This window comes from Thalassospira xianhensis MCCC 1A02616 (assembly GCF_003326475.1).
Classification (GTDB): domain Bacteria; phylum Pseudomonadota; class Alphaproteobacteria; order Rhodospirillales; family Thalassospiraceae; genus Thalassospira; species Thalassospira xianhensis.
Genome location: NZ_JPWA01000013.1, coordinates 17,533 through 30,290, shown reverse-complemented (window position 1 = coordinate 30,290; position 12,758 = coordinate 17,533). Strand labels below are relative to the sequence as shown.

Below are 12,758 nucleotides of genomic sequence, written 5' to 3'. Positions count from 1 at the left end.
GATGACAGTACAGTTACGAATATGTGACATCCGCAGAAAACCGACATTTTTTGCAGAATTTGGTCGAGTATTCTTATACGGAAAGCTAGACAAATTTGACGATCCGGGCGGATCGTGATCAACCGCGCAGCAATTGCGCCAGCGGATGATGTTCCTGCACAAGGCCGCGTAATCGCGATTCGAGAACATGCGTATAGATCTGTGTCGTCGAAATATCGGAGTGACCTAGCATCTGTTGCAGACTCCGCAGATCAGCGCCGTTTGCCAGAAGGTGGCTGGCAAACGAGTGACGCAAAACGTGCGGTGATACCCGTGACGGGGCGATTCCGGCTTCGGCGGCAAGGTCTTTGACCATATTCAGAAACATTTGCCGTGTCAGGTGACCGGACTTCCCGCGCGACGGAAACAGATAGGGTGAGTGGCCGGGTTGTTTCGCCCTGGTCATCGGAATGAAAGAGTCCCGGATTTCAAGGTAGTTTCGCAAAGCATCACGTGCCGGATCGGACAACGGCACGAGGCGCTCCTTGCTTCCCTTGCCGCGCACTATCAACATTTGCGGATCGCGCGCCGCGGCGGAAAAAGGCAGTTCAACCAGCTCCGAAACGCGCATGCCTGTGGCATACATCAGTTCCACCATTGCCAGAAGCCGCTTGCCTTTGATGCCGTCATGGCGGGTTGCGGTGATAATCAGCCGATCAATTTCATCAATTGTCAGAAACTTGGGTAGCGTGTTGCCCTGTCTGGGGCTGTCAATATGGGCGGATGGATCGTCATTGCGATATCCGTCGGCATACAGGAATTTGTGAAACTGCCTTACTGCTGAAAGACGCCGGGCCTGCGTGCGGGGGGCCAGACCAGTATCACCAAGTGATGCCATGTATTTTCGAACATGTATGTCCTGCGCGCCGATAAGGTCCGATTTCTGCCTGGTCAGACTAGCAACATAATCTTCGAGATCGCGACGATACGCGTCGAGCGTATGAATACTCGCACCACGTTCTGCCGCCATCATTTCCAGAAAGGCAGCGACAAGATTGCTGTTAGGCGGCTGGGCCACAATTCATATCCGTTACTGGCTGCGTGCCATCAGTATTTCGACGGCAAGGCGACGTGCTTCCTGTGTCAGTCCGATATGGTTGAGTGCGGCAACCGCATCCGAGAGGTCCTTGGGGTCCCCCTCCGGAGCACTGGCAACCTGCTGTGCCTGAATGGTCAGGGCAACCGTCTTGCCGCGTTGCATATTCATTGCTGCGGTTTCAAGATGATGGCTGACAGCCGTGCTGACAGTCTGGCGCGTGTCAAGATAGGGGGCGGTCAGAGACACATTCCAAAGTGCGACCGGCACTTCGATTCCGAACCCGTCAAAAAGGCTGAAGATCAGTTCTGCATCACGTTTTGCCTGTATCTGATCGCCACGCGCCGCGTCCATTTCCTGCCATTCTGCCATGCGGGCACGATGTTTGGCTTGAGCGTCGTTCATCGGAGCGGATGTCGTCGCTGGCGGGGTAAGTGTCACAGCACCCCCAAGTCCGTATCGCACAGGTGTCGCGGCCGTATCATCGGGCAGATTAACCGTAACGCTGCCGTTGGACGCATCATCGGCCTCGGCCATCATCGAGGCACCGGTATCCTCCAGTCCGGCAAGTGCAAGAACCGGATATAGAAGGATCAGACGGGATTCGATGTCGTTCCCCGGATTGGCGTTATTCTTGGCGATTTGCAGCCAGCCTGACGCACGTTCCATATTGTCTGCTGCGACCGAGGCTTTCAGCGCATCAATTGCGAACCAGGAAAAATCGCCATTCACGGGGATATCGGCCAGAAGATCAGATGTCAGACGGGATGCCTGTGCAAAATCACCATTGATGATTGCACTCTCGTAAAGAGCCGCGAGGATTTCCGCACGTACCGCCGGAACGTCACTTTTGCCCGCCGCTTGATAAAGTTTGGCATACTGACGGGCCGGGACGGCTTCGGGGGCAGCATCAAGGGCGTTGATAAGTGTATCGGCATCAAATGACACTGCGCCATATATGTCGCGCAACCGGGGAGCATCAATCAGGCCCAGGCTTTCAGCTTTCCGTGCGGCTTCAAGCCGGACATCGGTCGATGTTGCCGACGCATTGACCAATCCAAGAATGGCGGAGGGATTGCCGGTCTCAAGTTGACTGGTCGGGATGTTTTGTTTGGCGATTTCAAGCAAGGCGATGTCAATCGGTCGCAGATTGACCAGAATGTCCGGAGATGCGGCGGTACCGTTCCGGATGGCGGCAACCAGACCAAAGAATGTCTTGTCGGTTTCGCCTTCCATTTCGCGGACCAGATCGGTCGAGAACGAGGCCGATGCGCGGTCATTGGCATGAAGGGCGCACATGACAGCGGCCTTGAGCCAGAAAAGATCATCAAAACTGTTGCCGTATCCATCAATCGCGGCACAGGCATCGTCAAGTTTTCCGGAAATCATCAGGGCATTGATTTCTGTCTGGGCCAGAAGCGAACCGCGTGCGCCTTGCGGAGTGGCACGAACCAGATCAATTGCACCATCAAGCTCCCCCATATTGATCAGTTTGGCCGCACGCGTTTCGAGCATGCTGATTTCCTTGTGATCATCGGGAACTGCCGCGATGCTCAGTAGCAGGCGACGCGAAAGATCGCGGGCCGTGTGTGTGGCGGGGGTTGCCGGAAGATCCGTAAGCAGGCGCGCAGCAGTTTCACGGCTGGTGCCATTCCACATATCAACGCCAAGTCCGCCACGTTCACGTCCCAGTGTGCCGACTGCTTCGGCATCGACCGCTTGGAGGGTTACTGTCTGTACAGCATCGGGGTCGCTAGGGAATGTTTCGGTTTGTGTCGCCGTACCCTGACCGAAATTGTTGTTTGTGGTAGGGGAGGACTGCTCGGACTGTGAATTTGCGTTCTGTTCTGCTTCCTGTTTCAAAAACAGCGGCACCGGTGCCTGCGCATTGGCAAAAGCCGAGGGCAAAGTGATTCCGGTCCCTGTCATCATGGTGATGAAACAGGATTGCATCAGCAGGCGAGAACGCAAGCGCATGTCAGTTAAACCTCGAATTCGGAATGGTTTCTTCCATCTGGGTCGTCGGTGACGGTATATCCCAGGTGACCAGAAATGTTGCGCCACCAACGATGACGGCAATGATCAGCAATAAAATGAGACGCGAAATTATCTTCATGGTTATCCAGACTTCGGTGCTTTGGTTCGATATGCGCAAAGATCAGTATGCGGAGCCCGGTATAAGATGCAAGACAGAGCCGAACCGCTTTGGCCCTAAGCCATGAATTCAGCCTGTGATTTTTCCAACCCCGTTCCCCGAACCTTTTCCCTGACATTCCAATTCGGCGATATAAAGGCAGTTTAGGGTCTGGGTCCTCACAGAGGGTTAACGCGATTGGCAAAAGTTTTCTGTTGGTATGCAAATGGCCCGGCTACCCGATAGTGCGTAGATCCCCCATGTGACAAAGGAATTTGTCGGTCAACAGTGCGGTTTGCTTGCGTTCACGCCTTAGCTGGCCTAAAGAAATGGGTAAATTGTGTGATAACCGGATTAAAGACAGGACTGCAAACCGATCATGGAAAGCAATATTGCCGAGTCGGGTTTGCGCGATGACGTGCTTGCAAGTATCCGGACAAGCCTGAAAGGCAGACCGCTGGTGTTTATCGGCCTTATGGGGGCTGGAAAGAGCTGCATCGGACGGATGGTCGCCAAGGCGCTTGATCTGGATTTTGTCGATGCCGATCGTGAGATCGAGGAAGCCGCAGGCTGTTCGATCGCCGACATATTCAAGCTGTATGGCGAAGAAGCCTTTCGCGATGGTGAGGAACGTGTGATCGCCCGCTTGCTTGATGGTGAGCCGCTCGTGCTTGCGACGGGTGGCGGTGCGTTTATTCGCGAAAAAACCCGTGCGCTTATTCTTGAAAAGTCTATCTCTGTCTGGCTACGTGCCGACCTTGATCTGCTGCTGCAACGTACCAGCGGGCGCACGCATCGCCCGCTGCTGAACAATGGTGATCCGCGTCAGATACTGGCTGACCTGATTGAGGCGCGCTATCCGGTCTATGCCGGGGCTGACATCATTTTTGATTGTGACGAATCATCCAAGGAAGAAACGCGTGATGGGGTTCTGGCCCTGCTTGCGCGTTCATTTGATAAAGACGGGAACATAATCCGGTGAGCAATCAGACGACCCCCGCTGCAAAAAGTCATGATGTCCTTCGCGTTGAACTTGGCGCACGCAGTTATGACATTCTGGTCGGTAGTAACCTTCTCGCAGATACTGCCGGTCATATTGCATCGTTCGTTAAAAAGGCCGGTGTCGTCATTATAAGCGATGCGATGGTCGCAGACCGTCATTTGCCAACGGTTCTGGCTTCGTTGAATGCTGCCGGAATTGCACATCGCGAAGTTATCGTTCCGGCGGGTGAAAAATCCAAAAGCTTTGCCGTGTTCGAGGATGTCGTTGAACAGATCCTTGCGATGGGTATTGAGCGTTCAACCCTGATCATCGCGCTGGGCGGTGGCGTGGTTGGTGATCTTGCCGGTTATGTTGCCGCATCGCTTTTGCGCGGTCTTGATTTTGTTCAAATCCCGACAACCCTGCTGTCGCAGGTCGACAGTTCCGTTGGAGGCAAGACCGGTATTAACTCGAAATCGGGCAAAAACCTTGTCGGGGCGTTTCATCAACCGCGTCTGGTTCTGGCTGATACGGCGGTACTTGATACATTGCCGCGCCGCGAAATGCTGGCCGGTTATGCCGAAGTCGTTAAGTATGGCCTGATTGATGATCCGGAATTCTTCGACTGGCTTGAAAGCAATGCCGAAGCCGTTCTGAACAATGATGGCCCGGAACGCCGTACTGCCGTAATGCGAAGCTGTGCGGCAAAGGCACGAATCGTTTCGCAGGACGAACGCGAGTCCGGAAAACGTGCCCTGCTTAACCTTGGGCACACTTTCGGCCATGCGCTGGAAGCCGAAACCGGATACGGCGCAAAGCTTTTGCATGGCGAAGCGGTGGCGATGGGCATGGTCATTGCGCATGATGTCTGCAGCGCCATGGGGATGGCTCCAGCTGGTGAAAAAGACCGGATTGTCAGTCATCTTAAATCTGTCGGATTACCCGTATGTGCGTCTGAAGTGTCCGGCATGCACTGGGACATCGACCGTTTAATGCGACATATGTCGCGCGACAAAAAGGTGAGCGACGGCGAGATCACATTTGTGATGACGCGTGGAATCGGCAAGGCCTTTACATCCAAGGCGATGGATATTCAGAAAATGCGTGCAGCCATTACCCGATCCTGTCACGCCTGATATCGGGCAGGGCTAAATAAATCGCTGTGAAGTCGATGACTTGCCGGATCGATGATTGACCTGATACCTCGCAACAGCACAATGTGATGATCTGTTGTGTATACCATTGGAGACGGACCTGAATGACAATCACGATTGTCGTGATTTTTATCCTGCTGATGCTTTCGGCTTTCTTTTCTGGCTCGGAGACTGCGCTGACAGCGGCATCAAAGCCGGTGATGCATCACAAAGAACAGGATGGGGATGTACGCGCAGGTATCGTCAACCGGTTACGTCAGTATCAGGAACGTTTGATCGGGGCGATTTTGCTGGGCAATAACCTGGTCAATATTCTGGCCTCGGCCCTGGCGACGTCCGTCATGATCGAACTGTTTGGTGAACGCGGTGTGGTTTACGCAACCGCAGCCATGACAGCACTTGTTCTGATCTTTTCGGAAATCCTGCCGAAAACCTACGCGTTGCAACATGCTGACAGCATGGCGCTTCGTGTTGCGCGACCGATGAGTATTCTGGTTGTTCTCTTTGCCCCCGTAACCCAGAGCATTCAGGTGATTGTGCGTGCTACCCTGCGGTTGTTTGGCAGCGGCGAGGGGCCAGGCACGGACCGGGAACGTGAATTGCGCGGGGCGATCGAGCTGCATGCCGATGATGTGGTTGTCGGCGATCACCATGCCGAACGCACGATGTTGCATGGGGTGCTTGACCTTGAAGATGTCGGGGTTTGGGAAATCATGGTGCACCGTCGCAAGGTGCAGATGATCGATATCACCCGACCGATGGAAGAAATTCTTGATACGGTTCTTGCAAGCCCGCACACGCGTATCCCGATCTATGACAAGGATCCGGACAATATCGTTGGTGTCCTGCATGCGCGGGAGGCGTTGAAGGCAATTGTTCGCGGGACCAAACCGGAAACGGCTGAAGATGTTCGCGCGCTGAGTTCCGAACCATGGTTCATCCCTGACAGCACAACGCTCGCCGATCAGCTTAAAGCGTTCAAGGAACGTCACGAACATTTTGCCATCGTCGTGGATGAATATGGTGCCTTCGAAGGTGTTGTGTCGCTGGAAGACATTCTTGAGGAAATCGTTGGCGATATTGCCGATGAAACCGATGTCGAGGTTGTCGGGGTCCAACCACAAACGGATGGCTCGGTCATCGTGCGTGGGGATGTAACCATTCGCGATCTGAACCGTCGATTTGGCTGGCGCCTGCCGGATGAAGAAGCCGCCACTGTTGCCGGTTTGCTGCTTTACGAGACCCGTCGTATTCCCGATGTCGGGCAGCAGTTCCGTTTCCACGGGCTTGAATTCGAAGTCTTGCGCCGTATTCGCAATCAGATCACGCGGATCAAATTGCGCGAAGTTCGTGAAGTCGCCACCGACGAGCTGAATTAGCACCAAACCCGCTAAAATAAACAGGCAGTATGGGAAGCCGTGCTGCCTGTTTTGCGTTGTTCGGTGTAAAACTGTTCTGTTAAATCTACTTATCGGTTAAAATGATCATCAAAGGTCTTGATCGATGTGATTGCAGGGCCACTTGCAAAATATGGGCCCCAATGCGCGTTTGAAGCGCTGTTTCAGGCAATCTGATCGGGGCAGGGCACGTGGCAACAGCAACCCGCAGAGAGAAAAATATGGATACGAAAATCGTACCTGGTGTGGTCAAAGAGCAGTCGATCGCAACCTTGAATCCCGCAGACTCGGTTATGGATGCCGTCAATATGATGACCGAACGCAAGATCGGTGCCGTGATCATTGTTGATAACAGTGCCAGACTTGCCGGTATCTTTACCGAACGCGACCTTGTGAACCGGGTTGTGGCGAAAGGACTGGATGCGGCATCAACACCCCTTAAACAGGTTATGACGGCCAATCCCGATACGCTTGGTCCCGATGACACGGCAATGAATGCTCTGGAATTGATGAGTGCCCGGCGTTACCGCCATCTTCCGGTGGTTGATGGAGAAACTGTTGTCGGCATGGTCTCCATTCGTGACCTTTTCAATGTCGTCAAGGCACAGCTCGAAGAGGATTTGCGCGAACGCGAGAAGTTTATTTTCGGGTCCGATTACGGGGTCGCGTAAATCAGATTCTGTCGATGTATTATGCTTTATGGCGGCTGATGCGGGCTTGCGCGTCAGCCGTTTTGCGTTTTTGAAGGTTGACAACGTAGCGGTTAATGTCTTTACGTTTACGTAAAGGAGAGATACGCCATGCCCTTGTCCAGCCCCGCCGAGCGCGAACATATCCACACCCGCAATGTCACCTGCACCGGATATCGCCGCAAGGACGGTCTTTGGGATATCGAAGGCCATATTACTGATACCAAGACATATGGGTTTGAAAATAACGACCGTGGGGAAATACCGGCCGGCGTGCCAATCCATGAAATGTGGCTGCGCATTACCGTTGGGGATGACATGGTGATTAACGGGGTCGAAGCCGTCACAGACCATGCACCATTCAATGCCTGTAATGAAATCGCCCCGAATTACGAGGCACTGGTCGGGCTTCGGATCGGGCCGGGGCTGAAACAGCAGATCCGCGAAAGGGTCGGCGGTATTCACGGATGCACCCATCTGACAGAATTGATGGGACCGGTGGCAACAACTGCCTTTCAGACAATCTTTCCCATCCGTGCCCGGGAAGCCGAAGAACGGCGTAAACAGCAGGAAAAGGACGTCACCGCATCGAACCCGCCTAAAAAACGCAGGTCCCCCTTGGTCAATAGCTGTCATGGATGGCGCAGCGACGGTGCTGCGGTCAAGCGCATCGCTCCGGATATGTATACCGGCGACTGAGCGCCGATCTTGTAACGACAATAATCAGCCACAATATTATCTGCGATGGGTTTTCGATGAAAATCAGGTGTTGTATGGGACGCCACGCACAGTCATGGGGACGACATCTTTTCGGACAATCGGCATTTGCTTGTATCCGCATTCCGCGACTTTGTCTGGCTGCATTCTGTTTTGCCTTAATCCTGAATAGTTCGTCCGCGGAAGCACAGGACTCTCCCGAGTCACTTGGCGAGGATGCGTTTCTGATCCTGCAAACCAATCTGCAACCCCCGTATCAGCAATTGCAGGATGGGATTCTTCAAGGCTATTCCATAAACGTATTGAATTGTGCGTTCGATCGGATCGGAGTGGGGTACGGAATTGCAATTGCACCCCGCCAGCGCAATCGGGAAATGGTCAGAAAGGGGCAGGCGGATGGCTTCTTTCTCGCGCGGATAAGCCCGATTATGGACGAATATGCCGACCCTACCTTGCCGCTGGCCCTCGAAAAATGGGTCTGGATTTCAGCAGCCGGGCAGCAGGGCAGTTTCGCGGCAATCCCGGCACCTGACAGTCTGCTGTCTGTTGGTGCCATCCTTGGTTCGAACGAGGCCGAGTGGCTAGCCGAGCAGGGCTATCATGAAATCGCCAAGGTGCCGTCCATCAACTCGCTGATCTCGCAGGTTCTGGCCGGGCGGGTAGAATATGCCTTGGTGGACAAGCAGACATTTGAAGCCGCACGCGACGACATGGGGCATCATGAAACCCAGTTCAACATTCAGTTCGAACGATATGCACCGCTTGTTGTCTATTTTGGGCGCGAATATACTCGCCGCAATCCCTATCTGATTGCGGCCCTGAACACGGCACTTCGCACCTGCGAAACTTTGCCCATGCGACTTGAGGATTGGGAACGCGATCTTATCACTCGCCAACAATTGCCGATGATCCGTACGATGGCAGGTAATCCAAAGCTGATTGCAGCGGTCCGGTCTGCATTGGACATGGCCGATATGCGCTCAGGGGCACTTGCCGATCTGGATCGTGAATGGCGCCGGGAGAGTGAACTCGGTGTTGCCAGTGCCAAGGCGACCGAGATCCTTGAAAATCCCCTTTCCGGTATGTTGCGTTCATTCCAGGAAGACGATGCCGACAATATCGCGGAAATATTTGTCTTCAACACCAAGGGGGCGGTGATCGGCATGAACCGTCTGACATCAGATTTCGACCAGTCCGACGAACCGAAATTCAAAGTTGTTATCCGGCAGGACCCTGATCTCAGCCAGATCGCCGATATCTATTTTGATGGATCGACCCGTACCTTCCTATCGCAGGTGACAGTGCCGGTTGTCGATCCCGATACCGGAAATATCATTGCTGCAATGACGGTTGGCCTTGATGTCTCGGGCGCTCTGCGTCCCGATAGCTGATTATCAGATCAGATCAGTTCGGTTTGGCCGGGTCGGTGATTTTGATTTCAATGGAATTGTACCAGTCGCCCGCCGCCTGGATATCTGCATCAGTCAGGTCAGCCGCAATCGGTGACATAATTTCATTATTGCGTTTGCCGTTCCGAAACGCTTTTAGCTGAGTTTCGATATAGATATTGGTTTCACCCGCAAGGTTCGGGGCATCCGGCATTTCCGAGATACCGTTCGCGCCATGGCACGCCACGCAAAGTTCAGGCGCATCGTTGCCGGATTTTCCGGTGGGGAATGCTGTGGAGATTTCGAAATGGTTGTACCAGTTGGCCACGTCTGAAATCTGTTGATCTGACAGGCCTTTGGCGACGACGGTCATCATTTCGTGTTCCCGGCTGCCATCGCGAAAGGCGTATAACTGGGCTTTGATATATTCCGAAGGTTCACCACCGATGTGTGGCGCAATAGGGATGCGGGCAAAACCGTCCAGCCCGTGACAGGTGCGGCACATTCCCGCAACTTTTCGACCAGCATCAAGATCCTGCGCCAAGGTGGCCCCGGCGGGCAGAAGCCCGCCGAGGATCATGAAAAGCACTATCCGCATCAGGAGCCCTCGTACCAGATGCGGTAAAGCGCACCGGCAAGGTCATCGGACACGATCAGCGATCCATCCCGAAGCTGCGCTACATCGACCGGACGACCAAGATATTCGCCGTTTTCATCGATCCAGCCTTCGGCAAAGGGTTCTGTACTCGCATTGCCGTCGCTGTCGATAAAGGTCACCATTACCCGCGCCCCGACCGGTGTTGTGCGGTTCCACGACCCGTGCTGGGCCGAGAAAATAGCATTGCTGTATTTGGCGGGAAACATTTTGCCGGTATAGAAGCTCATGCCAAGGTCAGCGGCGTGCGCCACGGTTTCCACAGCCGGCATTACGACGTCATAGGGGACTTCTTCACCGGCATATTCATTGGTGCGAACGTCGCCACCACCATACCATGGATGGCCGAAATGCTGACCGGCTGCGGTTTGTCGGTTGATCTCACCCGGGGGAATGTCATCGCCCATGCCGTCAACCTGATTGTCGGTCCACCAAAGTTCACCAGTTTCAGGGTGGAAATCATGTCCGACCGAGTTGCGAACACCATAAGTGTAAACTTCGCGACCGGTTCCGTCGATATTGATCCGGATGATGCCACCAATCCCGTGTTCGCGATACAGATCCAGCTTGTCTTTGGGAGCAACATTGAACGGCTGCCCAAGCGAGATATATAGTTTGCCATCCGGGCCGATTTTGCAAACACGTGCGGTGTGATTATAACTTTCTTCGGATGGCGGGACCAGTTCACCCTGTTTAACAACATTGAACGCCGCAACATCCGGGCTCTCATAGAAAAATTCGGCTGCGGGGAATGTCAGAACCCGGTTCTGTTCTGCGATATAGAGCATACCATCGGGTGAGAAGCATGGACCGTTTGGAATGGAAAACCGTAAAGACGGGGCGAAGTCCTTTACCTCGTCGGCAACGCGATCCTTGTTGCGGTCGGTCACCGACCAGACTTTATCCTTGCGCGTGCCTACAAATGTCACGACCCCCTGCGGGCCAACCGCGATATGTCGGGCATCGGGCACAACAGCATAAAGGGCGATCTTGAAACCGGCAGGCAGGGTAATGCGCTCAAGAGTTTTTTTGATGCCGTCGGCATAGTCTCCGGTTTGTTCAATTCTGGTGAATTCAGTGGTTCCGGTCGACTGGAAGTTGGAAAGCTTTTCGAGATTGTCCGGTGCTGGGGCCTGCGCATAGGCTGTTCCGGACATAAACAGGGCGACGCTCGCCCCGACAAGGCGCGTTTTCATCACATAGTCCTCCCGTTTGTATCGGGCGCAGATTTGACCAGCGCCCGTGTTGCATGTGCAGTGAACCGCACGTGCAACTTCTGGGCAGATATTGCGCCGAAAAATAACGGTCGTCTAAGTTGATTTCACTATGCGGAATAAACGCAATGGTTATTTCCGGGTAAGGGCTGCGGCATACTCGGCAGGCGTCATGGTTTTCAGCGCCAGCGCATGAACACGGTCCTTGAGAAGCTGGTCAAGGGCGGTGTAAACCAGCCGCTGGCGATTGACGCGATTCTCGCCATCGAATTTTTTGGACACCACCAGTACTGAAAAATGGGATTCACCACGCGGGTCGGCTCCGGAATGGCCTGCATGTTTTGACGAATCGTCAATGATTTCTAGTTTCTCGGGAGCAAATTCCGTGGTCAGGATGTCTCGAATCTGCTGGGCTACCTGCATGACAATGGCCTCTTGTTTCGGTGTGTTTCACATTGATGAATGCGAAAATCTAACTGTTGGCAAGGTTCTGGCACGCGATGGCAGTTTTTCAAGCCTTTTATCGCATTAAATCGACCCGTATGATATTGCGAAGCCGGATGATCAGAACATATAGACGCAGATGAACCGAGGCCAACGCAACAAGCGCAAAACCCTTTATCACGAAGAACCAGACCTGCCCGAATGCGAGTGGCCGGGATGTGAAGGTCATGGCGAATTTCGTGCCCCCAAGGATCGCAAGCTGCGCGACTATTACAAATTCTGTCTCGATCATGTCCGGGAATACAACAAGTCCTGGAACTATTACGAGGGCATGAAAGCCGAAGACATCGAAAACGATGTCCGGCGAGATACCCATTGGCAGCGCCCGACATGGCGGTTTGGGCATATTCGTGGTGCCAAGAAACCGTTCAATTTCAAATTCAGCGACGGGTTCGGTTTCTTTAACGAAGACGGTGATCCGACTCATCATGGACCCGGTGGTGACCCTGCCGGGGATCGGAGACGCAAAAGCGAAGATGCCCAGCGTCGTGCCGGGGCGATGGGTATGCCGTCCGAACAGCAGCAGGCCATGGCAACGCTTGACCTTCCATGGCCGTTTTCCAAGGACGAGCTGAAGTCGAAATACAAGGCGTTGTCTAAAAAATATCATCCCGATGCCAATGGCGGGGACAAGGTTGCAGAGGAACGCTTCAAGAAAATCAGCGCGGCCTATTCGTCACTGATGGGCTATATCCGTGATCTGGAAGCGCGTGTTTCGACGTAATCAGAAATCGCTGACGGGCAAATTTTGATAAAATCTGCCTTGCAATTCATGCTCCGGACCTTTTCATTGTTCGATCCATTTGCGGCGATAGACGTTTTTTTGCGTATCTTCCCTTTGTCACGCGC

Annotated in this window: 13 protein-coding genes; 7 read left to right on the top strand and 6 right to left on the bottom strand. The window is 53.7% G+C overall.

The features are described from left to right. Window positions 1-118: 118 nt before the first annotated feature. From xerD to TH5_RS25500, 3 genes are read right to left on the bottom strand one after another with little or no spacing between them, the layout of a single operon-like run. Window positions 119-1,057, bottom strand: coding sequence for a site-specific tyrosine recombinase XerD (gene xerD, locus TH5_RS12020; RefSeq protein WP_114122074.1), 939 nt, complete (start codon window positions 1,055-1,057; stop codon window positions 119-121). A 12-nt stretch (window positions 1,058-1,069) separates the two neighbouring features. Next, window positions 1,070-3,052 (bottom strand): antifreeze glycopeptide, encoded by a 1,983-nt coding sequence (locus TH5_RS12015; RefSeq protein ID WP_244204897.1) that lies wholly within the window; start codon window positions 3,050-3,052, stop codon window positions 1,070-1,072. A 1-nt stretch (window position 3,053) separates the two neighbouring features. Beyond that, the gene (locus TH5_RS25500) at window positions 3,054-3,191 is read right to left on the bottom strand and encodes a hypothetical protein (RefSeq protein ID WP_167443535.1); all 138 of its coding nucleotides are present in this window, start codon (window positions 3,189-3,191) and stop codon (window positions 3,054-3,056) included. A 397-nt stretch (window positions 3,192-3,588) separates the two neighbouring features. Between TH5_RS25500 and TH5_RS12010 the strand changes: the two genes are divergently transcribed. From TH5_RS12010 to TH5_RS11985, 6 genes are all read left to right on the top strand, one after another. Then, window positions 3,589-4,191, top strand: coding sequence for a shikimate kinase (locus TH5_RS12010; RefSeq protein ID WP_114122073.1), 603 nt, complete (start codon window positions 3,589-3,591; stop codon window positions 4,189-4,191). After that, on the top strand, window positions 4,188-5,327 hold the full coding sequence (gene aroB / locus TH5_RS12005; protein ID WP_114122072.1) for a 3-dehydroquinate synthase: 1,140 nt from the start codon (window positions 4,188-4,190) through the stop codon (window positions 5,325-5,327). Before TH5_RS12010 ends, aroB begins: the two co-directional genes overlap by 4 nt. Before the next feature lie 122 nt (window positions 5,328-5,449). Next, entirely contained in the window at window positions 5,450-6,724 is a 1,275-nt protein-coding gene (locus TH5_RS12000) for an HlyC/CorC family transporter (protein ID WP_114122071.1), read from the top strand. Window positions 6,725-6,963: 239 nt separating this feature from the next. Next, the gene (locus TH5_RS11995) at window positions 6,964-7,413 is read left to right on the top strand and encodes a CBS domain-containing protein (RefSeq protein ID WP_114122070.1); all 450 of its coding nucleotides are present in this window, start codon (window positions 6,964-6,966) and stop codon (window positions 7,411-7,413) included. Between the two features lie 129 nt (window positions 7,414-7,542). Then, a complete protein-coding gene (locus TH5_RS11990) occupies window positions 7,543-8,130 on the top strand; it encodes a DUF2889 domain-containing protein (RefSeq protein ID WP_114122069.1) in 588 nt (195 codons plus the stop codon). A 446-nt stretch (window positions 8,131-8,576) separates the two neighbouring features. Further along, window positions 8,577-9,539: a hypothetical protein gene (locus TH5_RS11985; protein WP_341866609.1), complete on the top strand. Its 963-nt coding sequence runs from the start codon at window positions 8,577-8,579 to the stop codon at window positions 9,537-9,539. A gap of 13 nt (window positions 9,540-9,552) precedes the next feature. On the opposite strand, the gene TH5_RS11980 is transcribed toward TH5_RS11985, so the two are convergent. The 3 genes from TH5_RS11980 to TH5_RS11970 all read right to left on the bottom strand — a co-directional run bounded on the left by TH5_RS11980 (window position 9,553) and on the right by TH5_RS11970 (window position 11,828). Continuing rightward, window positions 9,553-10,134, bottom strand: coding sequence for a c-type cytochrome (locus TH5_RS11980; RefSeq protein WP_114122067.1), 582 nt, complete (start codon window positions 10,132-10,134; stop codon window positions 9,553-9,555). Continuing rightward, window positions 10,134-11,387 carry a PQQ-dependent sugar dehydrogenase gene (locus TH5_RS11975; RefSeq protein ID WP_114122066.1) on the bottom strand — a complete coding sequence of 418 codons (1,254 nt, stop codon included), beginning with the start codon at window positions 11,385-11,387 and terminating at the stop codon, window positions 10,134-10,136. The genes TH5_RS11980 and TH5_RS11975 overlap by 1 nt, the downstream gene beginning before the upstream one ends. 150 nt (window positions 11,388-11,537) lie before the next feature. Then, complete coding sequence (locus TH5_RS11970; RefSeq protein ID WP_114122065.1) at window positions 11,538-11,828, bottom strand: BolA family protein; 291 nt, start codon at window positions 11,826-11,828, stop codon at window positions 11,538-11,540. 160 nt (window positions 11,829-11,988) lie between these two features. Here TH5_RS11970 and TH5_RS11965 point away from each other — a divergent pair, with 160 nt between their 5' ends. Then, entirely contained in the window at window positions 11,989-12,633 is a 645-nt protein-coding gene (locus TH5_RS11965) for a J domain-containing protein (RefSeq protein ID WP_114122064.1), read from the top strand. The last annotated feature ends 125 nt before the right edge of the window (window positions 12,634-12,758 follow it).